The sequence below is a fragment of the Nocardioides sp. GY 10127 genome (genome assembly GCF_004919085.1).
Taxonomy (GTDB): Bacteria; Actinomycetota; Actinomycetes; order Propionibacteriales; family Nocardioidaceae; genus Nocardioides.
On sequence record NZ_STGL01000013.1, the window covers coordinates 1 to 20,735 of the forward strand.

Consider the following 20,735-nt stretch of genomic DNA (forward strand, 5'->3'; position numbering starts at 1 on the left):
CATGGCTGACATTGATCACCTCAGAAGGCTTGATGAGCGTGTCGGCCCCCTTATTACAAGTAAGGCGCTCTACCAACTGAGCTACACCGGCGAGCCCGACCGGCTCGCACCGGACGGGTCGCGGAGCAGGATAGCCAGGACCGTCCGGTGATCGAGCACTCACCCACGCGGTGACCCGCACGACACACTCGTTCGGCACAGTGGCCCCATGACCGACCAGCCCTCGCCCGATCTGCTCCGCGAGCCGCACCACGACGGGTCCCCGCTGTACTGCGACGCCGAGACCCCGACGATCGGCTGGGCCGTCAAGGTCCGCGTCCGCACCGACCCCGCGGACCCCACCACACAGATGTGGATCCGCACCACCTACGACGCCGAGCCGGTCTACCACCAGTGCGTCCAGGTGCACCGCGACGACCTGCCCGCGGGCTCGTCGTGGTGGGAGGGCGAGCTGCCGGTGCACAACCCGGTCACGCACTACCGCTTCCTCCTCGCGGACGACGCGGGCGCGCAGCGCTGGCTGACGGCGGCCGGGCTGGTCGAGCACGACTGCTCCGACACCTTCGACTTCCGGCTCTCCACCCACCCCGAGGCACCGGCGTGGGGCCGCGACGCTGTCGTCTACCAGATCTTCCCGGACCGGTTCGCCCGCTCGGCGGCCGCCGACGAGCGTCCCACCCCGTCCTGGGCCGTGCCGGCCGCCTGGGACGACACGGTGGTCTTCGAGGGCACCGACCCGCGCACGCCGCTGCAGCTCTTCGGCGGCGACCTGGACGGGGTGGTGGAGCACCTCGACCACGTCGCCGACCTGGGCGTGACCGTGCTCTACACGACGCCGGTCTTCCCCGGTGAGTCCAACCACCGCTACAACGCCTCCACCTTCGACGGGGTCGACGAGCTGCTCGGCGGGGACGCCGCCTACGAGCGGCTCTCCGCCGCCGTCCACGAGCGTGGGCTGCGCCTGCTGGGCGACCTCACCACCAACCACACCGGGGACACGCACGAGTGGTTCCGGGCGGCCGCGGCCGACGAGGACGCCCCCACCCGGGACTGGTACTGCTTCCGCCCCCAGGGCGGCTACGAGACGTGGATGGGCCACCACACGCTGCCCAAGCTCAACCACACGAACGCCGACATGCGCGCGGCGATGGTCGAGGGGCCGGACTCCGTGGTGGCGAAGTGGCTGCGGCCGCCCTTCGACGTCGACGGCTGGCGCATCGACGTCGCGAACATGACGGGCCGACTGGGCGCGGTCGACGTCAACCACGAGATCTCGCGGGCGGTGCGCCGCACGGCCGAGGCCGAGCGCGAGGACGCCTGGGTCATCGGCGAGCACAACCACGACGCCTCGGGCGACCTCGACGGGGACGGCTGGCACGGCACGATGAACTACTCGGGCTTCTCCTGGCCGGTGTGGTCGTGGGTGCGTGACCCCGAGACCTCCGCCCGCCCCTTCGGCCGGCCGCTGGCGGTGCCCCGCCGCGGCGGCGCGGCGGTGCTCGCCACGCTGCGCGAGTGGGCCGCCCGGTACGGCTGGCGGGCCACCGCTCAGTCCTGGAACATCCTCGGCAGCCACGACTCCGCCCGCATCCGCACGCAGGTGGGCGGGGACGCCGCGGTGCACCGCGTCGCCGCGGGCCTGCAGTTCACGCTCCCCGGCGTGCCGATGCTCTTCGCCGGCGACGAGCTCGGCCTCGAGGGAGTCCTCGGCGAGGACTCGCGGCGCACCATGCCGTGGGACCGGCCCGACGCCTGGGACACCGCCACGCTCGCGGCCTACCGCGCGCTGGCCGCGCTGCGCACCTCCACCCCGGCGCTCACCCGCGGCAGCCTGCGCTGGGCCTTCGCGGACGACGACACGCTCGCGTTCGTCCGGGAGCACCCGGCCGGCTCGGTGCTGGTGGTGGCCCGGCGGGCCGCCGGGGGCGACGTGTCCCTGCCGGCCTCCGCGCTCCTTCCCACCGGCGCCGCGGGGCTGGACGGCTCGCTGCTGCTGGCCACCGAGGACGGGGCGGGCGACCTCGCTGTCGACGGCGACGCCCTGCGCGTGCCGGCCGCCGGGCCGGGGTTCGCGGTCTGGGCCCTCTGACGGCTCGCCCTCCGGGAGGGTGCTCCGAGACGCACTCGGCAGATGGGCCCACCCGGGGCCCACTACCGACTCCGCCACCGCTGCCCCACCGCACTCAGTAGATGGGCCCGCCCGGGCCCCACTACCGACCCCACCCCCCCTACCTCACCGCACTCGGTAGACGAGCCCACCCGGGCCCCACTACCGAGTGCATCACCCCTACCCGGCCGCACTCAGTAGATGAGCCCACCCGGGCCCCACTACCGACCCCACCACCACTACCCCACCGCACTCAGTAGACGGGCCCACCCGGGCCCCACTACCGACCCCACCACCGCAGCCGCACCGCACTCAGTAGACGAGCCCACCCGGGCCCCACTACCGACCCCACCACCGCAGCCGCACCGCACTCAGTAGACGGGCCCACCCGGGCCCCACTGCCGAGTGCGCGGGATGGCTGCCCCGGCACCACCCTGCGTAGGCTGCGCGGGTGGCACTGAGGATCGTCGCCGCCCGGCCGGACCCGGCCATCGTGCGGCTGCCGTGGTCGACCCCCCTCGAGGAGTGGGGCGAGGAGTTCGTCGTCCCCCTGCCCCGGGGCCTCTCCCGGCACGTCGTGCGCACCGTGCGGCTCGGCGAGCGGGTCTACGCGGTCAAGGAGACCCAGGAGCCGATCGCGTTCCGCGAGTACCAGATGCTCCGCGACCTCCAGCGCATCGGCCTGCCCTCGGTCCTGCCGCAGGGCGTGGTGACCGGGCGGGTGGACAAGGACGGCGAGCCGCTGCCGGCCGCCCTGCTGACCCAGCACCTGCAGTTCTCGCTGCCCTACCGCAGCCTGTTCACCCACGGCGCCCGGCGCACGAGCCTCCCGCAGCTCGTCGACGCCCTCGTCGTCCTGCTGGTCCGCCTGCATCTCACGGACTTCTACTGGGGCGACGTCTCGCTCTCCAACGTCCTGTTCCGCCGCAGCGCCGGCGAGCTCGCCGCCTACCTCGTGGACGCCGAGACGGGCGAGCTGAAGAGCACCCTCTCCCCCGCCCTGCGCGAGCACGACCTCACCGTGGCCTGCGAGAACGTCTTCGCCGAGCTGCTCGACCTCCAGGCCTCCCGCGCCATCGACGACGTCGACCCGTGGGAGGTCGTCGAGCTCCTGCGCACCCGCTACAGCGAGCTGTGGGACGAGCTGACCGGCAGCGAGTCCTTCTCCGCCGACGACATCTGGCGCATCGAGGCCCGCATCGAGCGGCTCAACGACCTGGGCTTCGACGTCGAGGAGCTCGACATCGTCACCGACATCGACGGCGACGAGGTGCGCATCCAGCCCCGGGTCGTCGAGCTCGGGCACCACCGCCGGGAGCTCCAGTCCCTCACCGGCCTGGACGTCGAGGACAACCAGGCCCGCCGGCTGCTCAACGACATCGCGGCCTTCCAGGCCAGCCGCGACCTCGGCCGCGAGGACCGCACCCTCGTCGCCGCCCGCTGGATGAGCGAGGTCTACGAGCCGGTGATCGCGATGGTCCCCCTGGACCAGCGCGGCAAGCTCGAGCCCCCGGAGTTCTTCCACGAGGTGCTCGAGCACCGCTGGTACCTCTCCGAGCAGGCGGGGCACCACGTCCGCATCAAGGTCGCGGCCGAGGACTACATCGTCACCCAGCTGCACGCCCGGCGCGACGAGGCCATCGCCGTCGACCCCGAGGCCGACGACCTCGAGGCCTGAGCCGCCCGGCCTCAACGACCGGAGGAGCGGGACGCGACCTTTCCCGGCGAGGCCGACGACGACCCGCGCGACGTGGGCACCGTGGACGTCGAGACCGACCCCGGTTCCCCGCCGGTCGCCTCGGCCGCGGCCTGCGCCGCCTCCTCGGCTGCGTCGACGTCCGCGTCGAGCCCGGTGAGGGCGACGTAGTCCTCCACGTCCCACGTGCCGTCGGTCTGGAGCAGCACGCCCTGGAGGCCCACCGGCACGCCGTCGCGGTACGTCAGCAGCGTCATCTGCGCCTCCCGCCGCGGTTTGGAGCCGAGCGCGAAGGCGTACGCCGCGCCGCCGGTGGTGCCGGTCGTGAAGGAGTAGCCGAGCTCCCCGTTCTCCCCGGTCACGGCCGTCGGGCCCTCCTGGACGTGGGTGTGCCCGCCGACCACGAGGTCGACGCAGCCGCGCTCCAGCGCCGGGTCGCCGAGGTTCGCGTCGTGCACGAGCATGGTGGTGATCCGCTCGTCGCTGTCGCAGGCGGCGTCCGCCAGCCGGTCGGCCACCTCCGCGAACGTCAGCCCCGTCTCGTCGCGCCAGTTCCCCAGCCCGGAGGCGCGGGGGTCCGCGGTGCCGAGCAGCGTGCTGCCCGCCGGGCCGTCGATCACCTGCCCGTCGAGCTCGGTCCACCCCCGGTCGGCCAGGTAGGAGCTCACGAAGGTGCCGTTGTCGTGGTTGCCGGAGACGGCGAAGCGCGGCAGGTCGGAGAACGCGGCCTGGAGGGAGTCCAGCGAGAACGCCTCCCAGGTGGAGCCCGTGGACGTGTCGTCCCCGGCGTCCATCACCGCGACGGCGCCGCCGGCGTCGCCGACCGCCCGCGCCACGGCGTCCATCCCGATGTTGTCGTGCCGGTCCGAGACGAGCAGCACCACCTGCTCGCCCTCCAGCGGCGTGCGCACGTCGAGGTCGGCCGCCTCCTCGGCGGCCGCGGAGTAGAACTCCTTGGACGTGTCGTAGGTGTCGATCGCGGACTCGATGAGCCGCTGGGTCTGGTTCGTCGTGACGTCGCCGCGCACCTCCACGCCCGCCAGCTCCGCGGCCACCGACGACGGCAGCATCACGTCGTCGCCGAGGAAGTCCGCCAGGGACGTCCAAGACCGCTCGTCGTCGGTCTGGTCGTCGTCGGACTCCCACGGCTGCCAGAACGCGACCACGAGCGCCAGCCCGGTCGCCGCGGCCACCGCGCCCCGGCGGGTCGGCAGGGCCGCCCGCAGCTCCGCGCGCCGGCGGCGCCCCAGCAGGAGCACCGCCGCCACCGGCAGCGCCCCCAGGACGGCACCGCGCAGCGCGGCCGCCCGGGCCATGGAGACCAGCTCGCGGCGCAGCTTCTCCTCGACGCCGTCGGGGGCGGAGGCCAGGTACGCGTAGCGCTTGACCAGCTCGGCCGTGCTGGACGCCTCCGTCTTGCCCAGCTGGACGTCGAGGCCGACGAGGCTGCCCGTGTCGACCCGCAGGTCCGGCAGGACCGGCCCGGTGCGCAGCACCGCGTGACCGGTGAGCGTCGGCCGCAGGACCGCGTCGTGGCTGGCCAGCGTCACGTCCCGCGAGGAGCCCAGGAAGAGCAGCACGGCCGCCGGCGCCGCGACCAGCAGCCACAGGCCCGCGAGCGCCCCCACGGCCGCGACCAGTCGCCGTCGGCTGTACGGCCGGATCCCGCCCGGCTCGGAGGCGGGCCCGGGGGCCGGCTCGGGTGCGTGCTGGTCGGGGTCGGTCATCGGTCCTTCCGGGGTGGACGGGGACGCGCCGGACACGGCCCGCCCGTGGTCGTCATCGACCGCGGCGGGCGGCTCCTGAGTCAGCCCCGCAGGCGGGCGACCTCGTAGAGCGCCACGGACGCGGCCACGCCGGCGTTGAGCGACTCCACCTGGTTGGCCATCGGGATGGAGACGAGCTGGTCGCAGGTCTCGGCCACCAGCCGGGACAGGCCGTTGCCCTCCGAGCCGACCACCACGACGAGCGGTCCGTCCGCGAGCTCGAGACCGGTCACGCCGACCTCGCCGTCCGCGGCCAGGCCGATCACCATGCAGCCCGCGTCCTGGTACTCCTTGAGCTGGCGGGTCAGGTTCACCGTCTGGGCCACCGGGATGCGGGCGGCCGCGCCGGCGGAGGTCTTCCACGCGCTGGCGGTCATGCCGGCGGCCCGGCGCTCGGGGATGACCACGCCGTGGGCGCCGAACGCGGCGGCGGACCGGACGACGGCGCCGAGGTTGCGCGGGTCGGTGACCGAGTCCAGCGCGACGATGAGCGGCGGGCGGCCCTCGTCCTTGGCGCGGTCGAGCAGGTCGTCCGGGTGGGCGTACTCGTACGCCGGGATGCGGGCGGCCAGGCCCTGGTGGACGGCGCCGAAGGTGAGTCGGTCGAGCTCGGTGCGGCTGACCTCCATCAGCGCGATGCCGCGGTCGGCGGCCATCTCGAACGCCTCGCGGAGCCGCGCGTCCCGCTCGGCACCCTCGGCGACGAAGACGGCGTTGACCGGGACGCCCTCGCGCAGCGCCTCGACGACGGGGTTGCGCCCGGCGATCCACTCGACGTCGCTGGTCTTGCGGCCGCGCTGCGGACGCTTGCTCGCGTCCCGCTGCTTGGCCTGCTCGGCCTTGAACGCCTTGTGGTACGGGCGGTCCTTGGCCTTGGGGGTGGGGCCCTTGCCCTCCAGGCCGCGCTTCACGCGCCCGCCGGAGCCGGCGGTGGGGTTGCCCTTGCCCGTCTTCTTGATGGCGCCTCGGCGCTGGGAGTTACCGGCCATGTCGTCACACGCTCCACTTCGGGCCGTCGGGGGTGTCGGTGACCTCGATGCCGGCCGCCTTGATCTGGTCGCGGATCGCGTCCGCGGTGGCGAAGTCCTTCGCCGCGCGCGCCGCCGCGCGCTGGTCGAGCAGGCCGGCGACGAGCGCGTCGACCGCGGAGGTGAGCGCCTCGTCCGCCCCCGCGGAGGCCTGCGGGCCCCACGCCTCGTCGGCCGGGTCGAGGCCCAGCACGCCGAGCATCGCACGGACGGCCGCCACCTGCGCGGACACGTCGGTGCCCTCGCCGAGCAGGCGGTTGCCCTCGCGCACGGTGTCGAAGAGGACGGCCACGGCCGCCGGCGTCCCGAGGTCGTCGTCCATGGCCGCGGCGAACGCGTCGGGCACCTCGCCCGCCGCGGTCGCGGCGCCGAGGGCGGCGTCCGCCCGCTCGAGGAAGGCCTCGATGCGCTGGTAGCCCTTGGCGGCCTCCTCCAGCGCCTCGAAGGAGAACTCGACGTGGCTGCGGTAGTGCGCGGCCACCACGTAGTAGCGCAGCTCGGCGCCGCGGAAGCGCTGGAGCACCGCCGGGATGGTGAGGCTGTTGCCGAGCGACTTGCTCATCTTCTCGCCGGCGGTGGTGATCCACGCGTTGTGCATCCAGAAGGACGCGAAGCCGTGCCCGGCCGCACGGGACTGGGCCAGCTCGTTCTCGTGGTGGGGGAAGCGCAGGTCGAGACCGCCGCCGTGGATGTCGAAGGCGGTCCCGAGGTACTTCCCGGCCATCGCCGAGCACTCGATGTGCCAGCCCGGCCGACCGCGGCCCCACGGGCTGGGCCAGGACGCGGTGCGCGGCTCGGTCGCGGACTTCCAGCCCTTCCAGAGGGCGAAGTCGCGCGGGTCCCGCTTGCCCCGCGGATCGGCGTCCTCGGCGGCCTCCATGTCCTCGACGCCCTGCCGGGTCAGCTCCCCGTAGGCGCCCCACGAGCGGACGTCGAAGTACACGTCGCCGGAGCCGTCGGGAGCCGGGTAGGCGTGCCCGCGCTCGATCAGCTGCTCGATGAGCTCGAGCATCTCCGGGACGTGACCGGTCGCCAGCGGCTCGTAGGTCGGCGGGGCGACGTTGAGCAGCGCGTAGGCCCGGTCGAGCTCGCGCTTCATGGCCGCCGCGTGGGCGTACCAGGGCACGCCCGCCGCCTCGGCCTTGGTGAGGATCTTGTCGTCGATGTCGGTGACGTTGCGGACGAAGTCGACCGCGTACCCGCGGTGCGCCAACCAGCGGCGCAGCACGTCGAAGTTCACAGCGGAGCGGACGTGGCCCACGTGCGGCTCGCTCTGCACGGTGAGACCGCAGACGTAGACCCCCACCCGACCCTCGACGAGGGGGGTGAAGTCGCGGACGTCGCGGGTCGCGGTGTCGTACAGGCGCAGGCTCACGGCGGCCAGTCTAGGAGCGCGGTGGGGTCGCGGTCCCATCCTCGCGCGGGAGGGGCCTGACGCGCGTGCCCGTGGGGCTTGCGTGAAGCCAGGGGCGGAGGGGACGGCTGTGACGTACCGTGCTGCGATGCGCCCTCCCCGACGCACCTCCCCCCGCCGCCGGTCCGCCGCCCCCGGGACCCGCCTGCTGGCCGCCGGCACGCTGCTGGCCACGGCCCTGGTCCCCTCCCTGGTCACCTCCTCGGGGGCGAGCCCGGCGACCGCCTCCACCCCGACCACCTCGGCCGCCCGCGCCACCGCCACCCGGCACGTCCTCCACCGCTCCTTCGACGGCGCCACTGCGCTGCGCCGCGGCACCACCACGGGCGCGACGGTCGTCGGCGGGGCGGGCGGCGGAGCCGTCGTCCTGGCCGAGGACGGCACGGGCACCCGGACGCTCGGCGGCACCCGCTACGACGTGGGCCGCTGGGTCTCGCCGTGGCGCCGGTCCACGTTCGGGTTCACCGAGCTCGTCGCGTCCTGGCGGGCGACGACCCCCGGCGACAGCCTGCTCGTCGTCCAGGTCCGCGGGCGCGACGCGGACGGCACGACGTCCTCGTGGGACACCCTCGCCCGCTGGACGTCGGGCGACGCCCACACCCAGCGCACCACGCTCTCGAGCCAGTCCGACGACCTCGCCTCGGTGAACGTCGACACCTGGGTGGCGGACGACGCCGCGGGGCTGCGCCAGTGGCAGCTGCGCGTCAGCCTCCTGCGCCGGCACGGCGCCACGTCCGCCTCGCCGCGGCTGCAGTCCGTCGGCGCGGTCGTCAGCCGGCTCCCTGCGGGCACGCCGGCCACCTCGGCCCCGGGCGTCGTGGCCCAGGCGGGCGGGACGGTCCTGGCGGTGCCGCGGTACAGCCAGATGATCCACGCCGGCGACTACCCGGAGTACGGCGGCGGCGGGGAGTCCTGGTGCTCCCCGACCTCGCTGTCGATGGTGCTGGCCTACTACGACGCCCTGCCCCCGGCCCGGCACTGGGCCTGGGTCACGGCCGGGCACCGCGACCCCTGGGTGGACGACACCGCGCGCCGCGTCTACGACCACGGCTACGACGGCGCCGGCAACTGGCCGTTCAACACCGCCTACGCCGCGGGGCTGACCGGCACCGCGTACGTGACCCGGCTCAAGAACCTGCGCGCGGCCGAGCGGCTCGTCGCCGCGGGCATCCCCGTGGTGATCAGCATCGCGTTCGCCGCGGGTGAGCTCACCGGCGCGCCCATCAGCGCGAGCAACGGGCACCTGCTGGTGGTCGTGGGGTTCCGGGCGAACGGGGACGTCGTGGTCAACGACCCGGCCGCCCAGCGCAACCGCGGCGTCCGCCGCACCTACGACCGGGGGCAGCTCGAGGCCGCGTGGCTGGACGCCTCCGGCGGGACGGCGTACGTCGTGGCCGACGCCGAGCACCCCGTGCCGGCGGGCGAGAGCTTCGGCTGAGCCGAGGACGAGGGAGGGGGCGCGCGCCCGGTCAGGACGCGGTGAAGCTCACCGAGTCGTAGCCGGTGGCGCCGTTCGGGACGACGTCGTGGACCGTCGCGTCCTGCACGGTGCCGTCGGCGTCGGTCGCGCGGACCTGGACGGTGTGGTCGCCGGCGTCCACCTCGACCGTGGCGCTCCACTGGACCCAGGTGTCGGCGTCGGGCACCGTGCCGAGGTCGCAGGGCTGCCAGGCCCCGCCGTCCACGGACACCTCCACCGCCCGCACGCCGGTGTGCTGGCGCCAGGCGACCCCGCCGAGGGCGACGGTGCCCGCGGACACCGACGCACCGTCGCGCGGCACGTCGATCCGGGAGGCGAGCTTGATCGGGCCCTTGGCCGACCAGCCCCGGTCGGTCCAGTAGGCGGTGAAGTCGGCGAACCGGGTGACCTCGAGGTCGGTGACCCACTTGGTGGCCGAGACGTAGCCGTAGAGGCCGGGCACGACCATCCGGACGGGGAAGCCGTGCTCGATCGGCAGCGGCTTGCCGTTCATCGCCACCGCCAGGAGGGCGTCGCGGCCGTCGGTGAGGGCCTCGAGCGGGGTGCCGCAGGTCCAGCCGTCGGCGGAGGTCTGCTTGACGGCGTCCGCCGTGTCCTGGACCCCCGCCTCGGCCAGCAGGTCCGCGACCCGCACGCCGCTCCACCAGGCGTTGCCGATGAGCGAGCCGCCCACCTCGTTGGAGACGCAGGTGAGCGTCACCCAGGACTCGGTGAGCGCGCGCGCCACGAGGTCGTCGTAGGTGAGGGTGAGCTCGGTGTCGACGAGCCCGTGGATGCGCAGGCTCCACTCGTCGGGGCTCACGGTCGGCACCGAGATGGCGGTGTCGATCCGGTAGAACTCGTCGTTCGGCGTCTGCCAGGGGCCCAGGCCGTCGACGTCGAGGGTGGAGCCGGACGGCGGGTCCGGCTGCGTCACGCCGGCAATCTTGAGCGCGCTGCGGGCCGCCTCGACCGTCCGACGGCCGGCCCCGAGGACCGTCCCGCCGACGCCGACCACCACCGACGCCACCCCCACCAGCCCGGCGCGCACGAGGAACGTGCGGCGGCCCGACGCCAGCGCCGACGCGCCGGGCTGCTGCGTGCCGGCCTGTGGGGCGCCCGACTGCTCGGCGTCCGCCAGCCCCTCGGCCAGCGCCGCGCTCGCCCGCAGCGGCGCGGTGAGGACCGGCAGGAGGAACACCCACGTGGCCGCGCCGACGGCGACGGGCACGACCGCGCCCACGCCGTCCGTGCGGTAGAGGACGGCGGCCAGGCCGATCGCCGCCAGCAGGCCGAACCCGACCTGCGCGGAGCCGTCGGAGGACTCGCGGGCCACCCGCCCGGCGAAGGCGGAGAAGGCGAGGACGAACGCGACGACCCCGATCACGAGCACCGGCTTGTCCCAGGTGCCGAGGGCCTCGATCGCCGGGTGGATCACCTGCTGCGGCGCGAGGTGGATGACCGCCTCCGCGACGGCGCCCACCGGCGAGACCCGGACGGAGAGCAGGCTGGCGGCGGCCAGGGCCGTGAGCATCCCCGCGACGCCGGTGAGCATGCCGGCCAGCGGCCACAGGAGACGGTGCGGGTCGGGGGCGTCCGTCGCCGGCGCGGGCGGGGCGGACTGCTCGGTGCTCACCGGGCCAGTATCCGTGCCGCGCCAACCGTGGGCTCGCCGCGACGCCTCGCCGCGACGCCTCGTCCAGGGCGCCCCCTCATTGAACAAATGTCAATAAAACCCGCCGCGGCTGTTCCGGCCGGGGCCCCGCTGCGGCAGGATGCTCGCGTGAGCAGCCCGCAGCAGCCCCTCCCCCGCACCGGGATCGGCACCGACGTCCACCGCCTCGTCGACGGGGTGCCCATGCACCTGGGCGGGCTCGCCTGGCCCGACGAGCCGCAGGGCCTCGAGGGGCACTCGGACGCCGACGTGGCGGCCCACGCCGCCTGCGACGCCCTGCTCTCGGCCGCCGCCCTCGGCGACCTCGGCTCGAACTTCGGCACCGCCGAGCCCGAGTGGGCCGGCGCGTCCGGGGCCGCCCTGCTCGGCGAGACCGCCCGCCGCGTCCGCGCCGCGGGGTTCGAGATCGGCAACGTCGCGGTGCAGGTCATCGGCAACCGCCCCCGGCTCGGTCCGCGCCGGGCCGAGGCCGCCGCCGCCCTCAGCGAGGCCGCCGGGGCCCCCGTCACCGTCTCGGCCACCACCACCGACGGCCTCGGGCTCACCGGCCGCGGGGAGGGCGTGGCCGCGATCGCCACCGCGCTCGTCGTCCCCACCGGGACCGCGGCCCGGCCGTAGCAGCCGTCCCGCGCCCGCCGCCCCCACCACCGCACAGCCCCCCCACCGCAGACCACCGACACCTCCGCCCCCAGGGAGCCCCGATGCCCACGGTCCTCACCCCCGACGGCGTGCGCCTGCACGCCACCGCCTACGGGCCCGCCGACGCGGACCTCACCGTGCTCCTCGCCCACTGCTGGACCGCGGACGAGGAGCTGTGGCACTACCAGGTGCGCGACCTGCTCTCCCGCCCCGAGGACGGCCTGCGGCTGCGGGTCGTCACCTGGGACGCCCGGGCCCACGGCCGCTCGGAGGTGACCGACGAGGAGACCTGCACGATCGACCACCTGGCCCGCGACCTCGGCGCGGTGGCCGACGCGCTCGCCCCGACCGGCCCGCTCGTCCTCGCCGGCCACTCCATCGGCGGCATGACGCTCATGGCCCTGCCGGAGCACCGGCCCGACCTGGTCGCCCGCACGACGGGGCTGCTCCTGGTCGCCACCTCCGCGGGCGGCCTGGACGCCGGCATCCAGCGGCTGGCGGCGCGACTGCCCCGCGGCGCCTCGCTGACCGACCGCGTGCCCGGCCTGCTCGCGCTCCGGGCCCGCCGGCTCGGCGCCCGTAGGCCCGAGGCCCGGGCACGGCGACGCACCCCCGCCGTGGAGCGGCTGCTCACCGACCGGATGCTCCTCGGCACGCCCGTGCGCCCCCGCGACGCCGCCCTCGTCGCCGACCAGCTCGCCGCGGCCGCCCCGGCGACGATGGCCGGCTTCGTGCGCGACCTGCGCCGGCACGACCGGGCGCACCTGCTGGGGGCGTGGGACGGCGTCCCGACCGTCGTCGTGGCCGGGACGGCGGACCGCCTCACCCCGCTCTCGCACGCGCGGCGGCTGGCGGCGGGCATCCGCGGCGCCCGGCTGCTCGTGCTGCCCGACGCGGGGCACTACCTCCCGCTGGAGCGCGACGCGGTGGTCAGCGAGCACCTGCTGGCCCTGGTGGCCGCGGGGGCACCCACCCGGGCCTGAGTCCCGCGGGCCGGAAGGGTCGGTCGGCCCGGCTCAGGCGGGGACGTGCTTGCGCGCCCCGACGAGCACGACGCCGCCGTCCACCCGGACCTCGAAGGCGGGCACCTGGACGCCCGGCTGGTCCAGGCAGACCCCGGTGCGCAGGTCGAAGGCGTGCCGGTGGGTCGGCAGGGCCACGAAGGGCACGCCGTCGCGGACGCCCACGATGCCGCGGGCGAGCGTGGAGGAGCGGCCGAAGGGGTCGTGGTTGCCGAGGGCGTGGACGACGTCGTCGGCCATCCGGAACAGGGCCACGGCCTGGCCGTGCACGAGCGCGGTCGCCCCGCGCTCGACCTCGAGGTCCTCGAGCCGGCACACCGACTGCCACGCGTCGTCGCCGACGGTGCGACGGGCGCTCATCCGCCTGGCCGCGAGCAGCGGTCCGCGTCAAGCATCTCTGGCATCGGGCCCTCCTTCCGAGGCGAAACTAGGGCCCCGCGTGTACCCGGGACGTTTCGCAGTGTTACGAGCGTGCAAACCCTCGCTCTCGACCCGCACCGCCTGTTCACCGAGTCCGGCGGTAGCGTTCCGCGCATGCCGGACGCAGCCGCCGACCCCGCCCCCGGAGCAGCCACGTCCGCGGGGGCCGGGCCTCACGCCGGCGTGGCCGTCGTCGTCCTGGGCGCCGGCTCCGGCAGCCGCGTGGGCGCCGACCGCAACAAGGTCCTGCTGCCCCTCGGCGACCGACCACTCCTGGCCTGGTCCGTGGGCGCCGCCCTCGGGGTGGCCGGGGCGCGCTGCGTCGTCGTCGTGGCCGCCCCCGGCGAGGCCGGCGAGGTGGCCCGCGCCCTCGAGCCGTGGCTGCCCGTCACCGGCCCGGAGGTCCGACTCGTAGAGGGCGGCGCCACCCGGCACGAGTCCGAGGCCGCCGCGCTCGCCGCACTCGCCGCCGACGTCCGAGCCGGCCTGGTCGACGTCGTCGCCGTCCACGACGGAGCGCGTCCGCTGGCCACCACGGCGCTGTTCGACGCCACCGTCGCCCGTGCCCGCGAGGTCGGCGGGGCGCTCCCGGCCGCGCCGGTCACCGGGCTGGTGGCGCGCGACCTGCGGGGCGCCGACGCGGGCCCGCTCGTCGGAGTGCAGACCCCCCAGTCCTTCCGGGCCGCGCCCCTGCTGGCGGCCTACGCCGAGGCCGACGCGGCCGGTTTCGCCGGCACCGACACCGCCGTCACCTTCACGCGCTTCGCCGGGCTCCCCGTGGCCGTCGTGCCGAGCGGCGCCCGCAACCTCAAGGTCACCTGGCCCGAGGACGTCGAGCTCGCGCAGCGCCTGCTCGCGCGCTGACCTCCGGCCACGCACGGGCCGCCCAGGCGGGGGCCGGACGCGTCAGAGCCCGGCGCGCTCGCCGCGGGTCAGGGCCTCGAGGACGGCGACGTCGTCCAGGTCGGCGACCCGGCGACCCTGCGTCGGGGCCGCGACGGTGAGCACCGGCCACCGCGCCGCCAGGAGCGGCACGAGGGCAGCCAGGTCGTCGGTGGGCAGCCCGTCCGCCAGGGCGGCGACCACGGCCGGGGGCAGCACGACCGGGGAGGTGACGGTGAGCAGGCCGTCGCGGTCGACGGTCTCGCCGAGCAGGCCCGCCGCGTCCACCTGCTTGACCGTGTCCGTGACGGCGCGGACGGCCACCACCACCGCCGAGCGCTCCTGCGAGGTGCGCACGCAGTCGGCGAGAAAGGCCGGCGGCGTCATCGGGCACAGGGAGTCGTGCAGGACGACGGTCTCGCCGGCCGCGACGACGCCGGCCCACTCGGTGCCCTCGTCGACCTGGACCACGCCGGTCTCGCCCAGCGCCCACGCCGCGCACGCGACGAGGGCCTCGCCGTGCAGCAGCGCGAACGGCAGCGACCCGCGGTGGTCGGTGAGCAGGACGCCGAGCGCCTCGAGCGGCTCGTCGTCCTCGTCCCAGTCCCAGACACCCGCCGCGGGGGTGGGCTCGTCGAGCGGCTCGTCGAACGGCTGGTCGGGCGACTCCGCGGCGGCCTCGGCCGGCGGCTCGGCGTCCGCCTCCAGGTCCCGCTCGTCACCGGGCACGTCGAAGGAGAGGTCGAACCGGACGTCGTCGTCGCGCTCGTCCCCCTGCTCGTACTGGCTCACAGTGGTCACCGTAGCGACACACGACGAAGGCCCCGGACCAGCGGTCCGGGGCCTTCGTCGGCGCGGTGGATCAGGAGGCCAGCACCTCGTCGAGGAGGGCCTCGGCCTTGTCCTCGTTGGTGGACTCGGCGAGCGCGAGCTCGGAGACCAGGATCTGACGCGCCTTGGCGAGCATGCGCTTCTCGCCGGCGGACAGGCCGCGGTCACGCTCCCGGCGCCACAGGTCGCGGACGACCTCGGCCACCTTCATGACGTCGCCGCTGTGCAGCTTCTCCAGGTTGGCCTTGTAGCGACGCGACCAGTTGGTCGGCTCCTCGACCTGCTGCGCACGCAGGATGTCGAACACCCGGTCCAGCCCGTCCTTGTCGACGACGTCGCGGACGCCGACCAGGTCGAGGTTGCAGGCCGGGACGCGAACCACCAGGTCCTGCTGGGCCACGATGCGGAGGACCAGGTACTGCCTGTCCTCACCCTTGATCTTGCGCATCTCGATGTCTTCGATGACGGCAGCCCCGTGATTGGGGTAGACGACGGTCTCGCCGACAGTGAAAGTCATGTGCCAGGTTCCCCTTCCTCGGACCGCAACCATAGCACGAGATCGTTGCCATGTGGAACTGTTTGCGCAGGTCAGAGGCTTGAACTGGGCTTGACAAGGACTTTCTGACCGTGCTCACGCTCGCGCGTAGCAAGATCTGGGGGGCCCGACAACCCTCCGGACGGCGACACCGGGGCCCACTACCAGGGCCCCATGACCAGGGGAGCACGAGCACTCCGGCAGGTCGCCGTGATACTGGTCACCATGCCCTCACCGCGCCGCCGGCCGACGCCCGTGCTGCTGGTCCTGGCCGCGCACCCGGCCCGCACCGTCCTCCTGGCCGCCGTGCTCCCCGTCGCCGCGGCCCTCGCCGGACGTCCCGCCCGCGAGGTCTGGCTGGTCGCCGCCACCGCCCTGTGCGGCCAGGTCCTGCTCGCCTGGGCGGGCGACGCCGCGGACGCGGCCCGCCCCGGGTCCTCCGCTCGCCCGGGCCGGCCCGTCGCCGACGGACGGCTCGACCTCGGCACCGCCTGGTTCGCGGCCGCCGTCGCCGGCCTCGTCCTCGTGCCGCTCGCGGTGGCCAACGGCTGGCCGGCGGGCTGCTGCTACCTGGCGTCCGTCGCCGTCGGGCTGCTCGGCACCCGCCTCGGCCGCACCGGCCCCTTCTCCTGGTGGTCGTGGGCGCTCGGGTGGGCGCTGTACCCGGCCTTCCTCTCCCTCGGCGGCTGGGGCGGGCTCCACCGGGGCGACCCGCCCGAGCCGGTGCTCGTGGGGCTGGCCGCCCTGGCCGGGGTCGGCGTCCACGTCCTCGTCTCCACCTGGGAGCTCGTGGAGCAGCGCGAGGACGGGTGGGACACCCTGCCGCTGCGGCTCGGGCTCGCCCTCGGCGCCAACCGGCTGCTCCTGGCCTGCCTCGTCTACCTGGCGCTGGTCGCCGCCGCCACGGCGTGGGCGGGGACGCAGCTGGGACTGGCGGCGGGCGGCTCCTGACGCGCCGGCCCGGCGCACACCCGTGCGGACCCGGCCCTCCCGCAGCCGAACGGGCCGGGCAGCGGTACGCTTCTCCCCGCCGGCACCACGTCGACCAGAAGGCACCGAAACATGTCCCTGCGCCGCAACCTCGCGCTCCTCACCAGCGCGGTCGCGATCGCCACGACGTTCTCGTCGTGCGGCTTCGACCTCGCCACCGACCGGGTGTACACCCCGGCCGCCGGAACCAACGACCGCGAGACGGAGGTGAACGTCCTCTCCGCGATGGTGGTCTCGAGCCGCGACGGCGCCGGCACGTTCATCGCCGGCCTGGCCAACACGGGCACCAGCGAGGACTCGCTGAAGACCGTCGCCCCCACCGACACGGGCATCACGGCCGACGACTTCGACCCGATCGCCGTCACCGCCAACGGCTACACGCACGTCGGCAGCGACGACGCCGCCGGCATCGGCCTGGTCGGCGACTTCTCGGCCGGCCAGACGCTGGAGATCAGCTTCACCTTCTCCAACGGCGAGACCACCACGATGAACGTCCCCGTGGTCCCCGCCTGCCGTGAGTTCACCGGCTACGACACGGCCTCCGACGGCCGCGGCACCGGCGACCTCTACGACTGCCAGGCCCTCGAGCCCGTGACCGAGCCCGGCGGCAACACCGCCGAGGAGGAGACGGCCACCAACGAAGAGGGCGAGGGCTGAGCCGCGTGTCGACCCTCGTGCTGCTCCGCCACGGCGAGAGCGAGTGGAACGCCAAGAACCTGTTCACCGGCTGGGTGGACGTGGACCTCAACGACAAGGGCCGCGCCGAGGCCGTCCGCGGCGGCGCGCTGCTCAAGGAGTCGGGCGTCCTCCCGGACGTCGTCCACACCTCCCTGCTGCGCCGCGCGATCAACACCTCCGCGCTGGCGCTGAGCGAGGCCGACCGTCACTGGATCCCGGTGAAGCGCTCCTGGCGCCTCAACGAGCGTCACTACGGCGGCCTGCAGGGCAAGAACAAGAAGCAGACCCTCGACGAGTTCGGCGAGGAGCAGTTCATGCTCTGGCGCCGCTCGTTCGACGTCCCGCCGCCGCCGCTGGCCGACGACGACGAGTTCTCGCAGGTGGGGCTCCCGCAGTACGCGGACCTCGGCGACGACATGCCCCGCACCGAGTGCCTCAAGGACGTCATCGCCCGGCTGCTCCCCTACTGGGAGTCGGAGATCACCGCCGACCTCGCGGCCGGCAAGGTCGTCCTGGTCGCGGCCCACGGCAACTCGCTGCGCGCGATCGTCAAGCACCTCGACGGGATCAGCGACGAGGACATCGCCGAGCTGAACATCCCGACCGGCCAGCCGCTGGTCTACGAGCTCGACGAGAGCTTCGCCCCCACCGTCAAGGGCGGCCGCTACCTCGACCCGGAGGCCGCTGCCGCGGCCGCCGCCGCGGTGGCGAACCAGGGTCGCTGACCCACCGCACCCAGCAGACGCACGAAGGCGCCGGCACCCCACGGGGTGCCGGCGCCTTCGCCGTTCTCTTCGCTGCTCGGTGCGCCGGATCTGCGCCGATCGGGGCCGCTCCGCCCTGCCGGGCGGGGACGCGGCCTCAGGCCAGGCGGGTGTCGGTCTCGCCGGTCACGACGAAGACGATGCGCTGGGCGATGGAGACCGCGTGGTCGGCGATCCGCTCGTAGTAGCGGCCGAGCAGCGCGAGGTCGACGGCCGCCTCGACGCCGTGCGACCAGTCGTCGGAGAGCAGCTCGACGAAGCTGGCCCGGCGCAGGCCGTCCATGATCTCGTCGTCGCGGCCCAGCTCGATGGCCGCGCGGACGTCGCGGTCGGCGATGATCTGGCTGACCCGGACCACCATGTCCTCCGCCACCTCGGCCATCTTGCGGATGGTGGGGGCGACCTCGTCCGGGATGGCCAGGTTCGGCACGCGCATCCGGGCGATCTTGGCGACGTGGACGGACAGGTCGCCCATCCGCTCCAGCTCGGTGACCATCCGCAGGGCGGCCACCACCGAGCGCAGGTCGCGGGCGACCGGCGCCTGGAGCGTGAGGAGCTCGATCGCGTTCTCCTCGACGTCCTCGCGGGCGAGGTCGATCTCCCGGTCCGCCGAGATGACCTTCTCGGCCATGGTGATGTCGCCGGTGAGCAGCGCCTGGGTGGCGTCGGTGACGGCCACGCGGACCTGGCCGCAGATGCCGACGAGGTCCGTGAAGACCTGACCGAGCTGCTCGTCGAAGGAATCACGCATGCGGACAACCCTAGGCCCAGCGCGGACGCCGGGGCGCCGGGCGGCGCGGATGCGGGATGAATCCCTGGTGAACAGCGCGTACGTCGCTCGTCCGTGGCCATCGGCAGGGGCAGGCTTGCGTACGATCACGCCGTGGACCCGACGACGCAGGCGCTGCTCTCTGCCCTCGTCGGGGCGCTCGTGGCCGGAGGTGCGGTGCTCGCCTGGCACGTCTCCGACCGCCAGCAGCGACAGGTCACGGCCCCGGTGCAGCCCCTGCTCCCGGACGGCGTCGCGACCGTCCTCTCGGTCCTGCGCTCCAGCGCGGTCGTCGTCGACTCCTCCGAGGTCGTCCTCAAGGCGTCCGCGCCGGCCTACGCGCTCGGCCTGGTCCGCGGCACCCGGCTCGTCTCCGACGACCTCGCCGAGATGGTGCGCCAGGTGCGCCGGGACGGGCAGATCCGCGAGACCGAGCTCCAGCTGAACCGGCCCGGCGTGCCCGCCCGCTACGTCAGCGCCCGCGTCGCCCCGCTGGGCTCGCGGCTCGTGCTGGCCCTGGTGGAGGACCGCACCCGCGAGCGCCGCGTCGAGGAGGTCCGCCGCGACTTCGTGGCCAACGTGAGCCACGAGCTCAAGACCCCGGTCGGCGCCATCCGGCTCCTGGCCGACGCGATGGAGGACGCCGCCGACGACCCCGAGGCGGTCAAGCGGTTCGCCGCGCGGATGCTCACCGAGTCCGACCGGCTCGGCAAGCTCGTGCAGCAGATCATCCAGCTCTCGCGGCTGCAGACCGACGACCCGCTGGACGAGCCGGTGCCGGTCGACCTCGACGAGGTCATCGCCACCGCCGTCGACACCAGCGCCATGGCCGCCGAGGACCGGCGCATCCACGTCCTGGTCGGCGGCGTGCCCGGCGTCCAGGTGTACGGCAACGAGAAGCAGGTGACGGCCGCCGTCAGCAACCTGGTCTCCAACGCCGTCTCGTACTCCGAGCCGGACTCGACCGTGGTGGTCACCACCCGCGTCGACGACGGCTCGGTCGACATCTCGGTGGTCGACCAGGGCATCGGCATCCCCGCCGAGGAGCTGGACCGCATCTTCGAGCGGTTCTACCGGGTGGACCCCGCCCGGCACCGCTCCACGGGCGGGACCGGCCTGGGCCTGTCCATCGTCAAGCACGTCGCCGCCACCCACGGCGGCGAGGTCCGGGTCTGGTCCGCGGAGGGCCAGGGCTCGACGTTCACCCTCACGCTGCCGCAGCACTTCGGCGAGGAGACGTCACCGGAGGGCCCCGGGACCACGGAGCCGTCGACACCGACGGCGACGACATCGACGGAGGGCGCCACCGTGGCGCCCCTCGAGCAGGAGGAGGGCCCGTGACGCGGGTACTGGTGGTCGAGGACGAGGAGAGCTACAGCGAGGCGCTCTCCTACATGCTGCGCAAGGAGGGCTTCGAGGTCTCCATCGCCGCGGACGGCAACACCGCGCTGTCCGACTTCGAGCGCAACGGCGCCGACATCGTCCTGCTCGACCTGATGCTCCCCGGCATCCCGGGCACCGAGGTCTGCCGGGTCATCCGACAGACCTCCAACGTGCCCGTGATCATGGTGAGCGCGAAGGACGACGAGATCGACAAGATCGTCGGCCTCGAGCTGGGCGCGGACGACTACGTCACCAAGCCGTACTCCCCGCGCGAGCTCACCGCCCGCATCCGGGCCGTGCTGCGCCGCGGCGTGGAGCCCGAGCTCGCGCCGGCCGCCCTCGAGGCCGGCCCCGTGCGCATGGACGTCGAGCGGCACGTCGTGACCGTGGACGGCACCGAGCAGCGGCTGCCGCTCAAGGAGTTCGAGCTGCTGGAGATGTTCCTGCGCAACCCCGGCCGCGTGCTGACCCGCGGCCAGCTCATCGACCGGGTCTGGGGCTCCGACTACGTCGGCGACACCAAGACCCTCGACGTCCACGTGAAGCGCCTGCGCGCGAAGCTCGAGCCCGACCCCAGTGAGCCCAAGTACCTCGTCACCGTGCGCGGCCTGGGCTACAAGCTCGACCTCTGACGCACGTCCGCGGCCCGGCCGGGGAGGAGACCGGCCGGGCCGTGG

19 protein-coding genes are annotated in these 20,735 nt (G+C 74.6%); 11 read left to right on the top strand and 8 right to left on the bottom strand.

Translation table 11 applies throughout. The annotated features are described in order from the left end of the window. Positions 1-208: 208 nt before the first annotated feature. Positions 209-2,089, top strand: coding sequence for a glycoside hydrolase family 13 protein (locus E8D37_RS18590; RefSeq protein WP_136571336.1), 1,881 nt, complete (start codon positions 209-211; stop codon positions 2,087-2,089). 469 nt (positions 2,090-2,558) lie between these two features. Further along, positions 2,559-3,785 carry a DUF4032 domain-containing protein gene (locus E8D37_RS18595; protein ID WP_136571337.1) on the top strand — a complete coding sequence of 409 codons (1,227 nt, stop codon included), beginning with the start codon at positions 2,559-2,561 and terminating at the stop codon, positions 3,783-3,785. A gap of 11 nt (positions 3,786-3,796) precedes the next feature. Here E8D37_RS18595 and E8D37_RS18600 read toward each other — a convergent pair whose 3' ends face one another. The 3 genes from E8D37_RS18600 to cysS form a co-directional block, all read right to left on the bottom strand. Further along, on the bottom strand, positions 3,797-5,530 hold the full coding sequence (locus E8D37_RS18600) for a metallophosphoesterase (RefSeq protein WP_206055858.1): 1,734 nt from the start codon (positions 5,528-5,530) through the stop codon (positions 3,797-3,799). Positions 5,531-5,610: 80 nt separating this feature from the next. Then, entirely contained in the window at positions 5,611-6,558 is a 948-nt protein-coding gene (gene rlmB, locus E8D37_RS18605; protein WP_136571338.1) for a 23S rRNA (guanosine(2251)-2'-O)-methyltransferase RlmB, read from the bottom strand. Positions 6,559-6,562: 4 nt separating this feature from the next. Then, positions 6,563-8,011 carry a cysteine--tRNA ligase gene (cysS, locus tag E8D37_RS18610; RefSeq protein WP_206055859.1) on the bottom strand — a complete coding sequence of 483 codons (1,449 nt, stop codon included), beginning with the start codon at positions 8,009-8,011 and terminating at the stop codon, positions 6,563-6,565. Between the two features lie 88 nt (positions 8,012-8,099). Between cysS and E8D37_RS18615 the strand changes: the two genes are divergently transcribed. After that, positions 8,100-9,449, top strand: coding sequence for a C39 family peptidase (locus tag E8D37_RS18615; RefSeq protein WP_136571340.1), 1,350 nt, complete (start codon positions 8,100-8,102; stop codon positions 9,447-9,449). A 31-nt stretch (positions 9,450-9,480) separates the two neighbouring features. Here E8D37_RS18615 and E8D37_RS18620 read toward each other — a convergent pair whose 3' ends face one another. Beyond that, positions 9,481-11,106 carry a molybdopterin-dependent oxidoreductase gene (locus E8D37_RS18620; protein ID WP_240770562.1) on the bottom strand — a complete coding sequence of 542 codons (1,626 nt, stop codon included), beginning with the start codon at positions 11,104-11,106 and terminating at the stop codon, positions 9,481-9,483. A 147-nt stretch (positions 11,107-11,253) separates the two neighbouring features. Here E8D37_RS18620 and ispF point away from each other — a divergent pair, with 147 nt between their 5' ends. Both ispF and E8D37_RS18630 read left to right on the top strand, forming a co-directional pair. After that, on the top strand, positions 11,254-11,763 hold the full coding sequence (gene ispF, locus E8D37_RS18625) for a 2-C-methyl-D-erythritol 2,4-cyclodiphosphate synthase (RefSeq protein WP_276606516.1): 510 nt from the start codon (positions 11,254-11,256) through the stop codon (positions 11,761-11,763). A gap of 83 nt (positions 11,764-11,846) precedes the next feature. Continuing rightward, positions 11,847-12,767, top strand: a complete 921-nt coding sequence (locus tag E8D37_RS18630; protein WP_136571342.1) for an alpha/beta fold hydrolase — start codon at positions 11,847-11,849, stop codon at positions 12,765-12,767. A gap of 33 nt (positions 12,768-12,800) precedes the next feature. On the opposite strand, the gene nirD is transcribed toward E8D37_RS18630, so the two are convergent. Then, positions 12,801-13,166: a nitrite reductase small subunit NirD gene (gene nirD, locus E8D37_RS18635; protein ID WP_136571343.1), complete on the bottom strand. Its 366-nt coding sequence runs from the start codon at positions 13,164-13,166 to the stop codon at positions 12,801-12,803. Between the two features lie 174 nt (positions 13,167-13,340). Here nirD and E8D37_RS18640 point away from each other — a divergent pair, with 174 nt between their 5' ends. Next, a complete protein-coding gene (locus E8D37_RS18640) occupies positions 13,341-14,090 on the top strand; it encodes a 2-C-methyl-D-erythritol 4-phosphate cytidylyltransferase (protein ID WP_136571344.1) in 750 nt (249 codons plus the stop codon). A gap of 42 nt (positions 14,091-14,132) precedes the next feature. Here the strand turns inward: E8D37_RS18640 and E8D37_RS18645 are convergent, their stop codons facing one another. Together E8D37_RS18645 and E8D37_RS18650 are read right to left on the bottom strand one after the other, a co-directional pair. Next, on the bottom strand, positions 14,133-14,900 hold the full coding sequence (locus tag E8D37_RS18645) for a 2-C-methyl-D-erythritol 4-phosphate cytidylyltransferase (RefSeq protein WP_240770563.1): 768 nt from the start codon (positions 14,898-14,900) through the stop codon (positions 14,133-14,135). Positions 14,901-14,970: 70 nt separating this feature from the next. After that, positions 14,971-15,456, bottom strand: coding sequence for a CarD family transcriptional regulator (locus tag E8D37_RS18650; protein WP_136571345.1), 486 nt, complete (start codon positions 15,454-15,456; stop codon positions 14,971-14,973). Between the two features lie 243 nt (positions 15,457-15,699). Between E8D37_RS18650 and E8D37_RS18655 the strand changes: the two genes are divergently transcribed. The 3 genes from E8D37_RS18655 (at position 15,700) to E8D37_RS18665 (ending at position 17,867) form a co-directional block, all read left to right on the top strand. Further along, a complete protein-coding gene (locus E8D37_RS18655) occupies positions 15,700-16,425 on the top strand; it encodes a UbiA family prenyltransferase (protein ID WP_136571346.1) in 726 nt (241 codons plus the stop codon). 111 nt (positions 16,426-16,536) lie between these two features. Then, the gene (locus tag E8D37_RS18660; RefSeq protein ID WP_136571347.1) at positions 16,537-17,121 is read left to right on the top strand and encodes a hypothetical protein; all 585 of its coding nucleotides are present in this window, start codon (positions 16,537-16,539) and stop codon (positions 17,119-17,121) included. Continuing rightward, positions 17,118-17,867, top strand: coding sequence for a phosphoglyceromutase (locus tag E8D37_RS18665; protein WP_206055861.1), 750 nt, complete (start codon positions 17,118-17,120; stop codon positions 17,865-17,867). Before E8D37_RS18660 ends, E8D37_RS18665 begins: the two co-directional genes overlap by 4 nt. A gap of 136 nt (positions 17,868-18,003) precedes the next feature. Here the strand turns inward: E8D37_RS18665 and phoU are convergent, their stop codons facing one another. Then, a complete protein-coding gene (gene phoU, locus E8D37_RS18670) occupies positions 18,004-18,657 on the bottom strand; it encodes a phosphate signaling complex protein PhoU (RefSeq protein WP_136571349.1) in 654 nt (217 codons plus the stop codon). A gap of 132 nt (positions 18,658-18,789) precedes the next feature. Between phoU and E8D37_RS18675 the strand changes: the two genes are divergently transcribed. Together E8D37_RS18675 and E8D37_RS18680 are read left to right on the top strand one after the other, a co-directional pair. Continuing rightward, complete coding sequence (locus tag E8D37_RS18675; RefSeq protein WP_136571350.1) at positions 18,790-20,016, top strand: ATP-binding protein; 1,227 nt, start codon at positions 18,790-18,792, stop codon at positions 20,014-20,016. Next, complete coding sequence (locus E8D37_RS18680; protein WP_136571351.1) at positions 20,013-20,690, top strand: response regulator transcription factor; 678 nt, start codon at positions 20,013-20,015, stop codon at positions 20,688-20,690. Before E8D37_RS18675 ends, E8D37_RS18680 begins: the two co-directional genes overlap by 4 nt. Positions 20,691-20,735 lie beyond the last annotated feature (45 nt).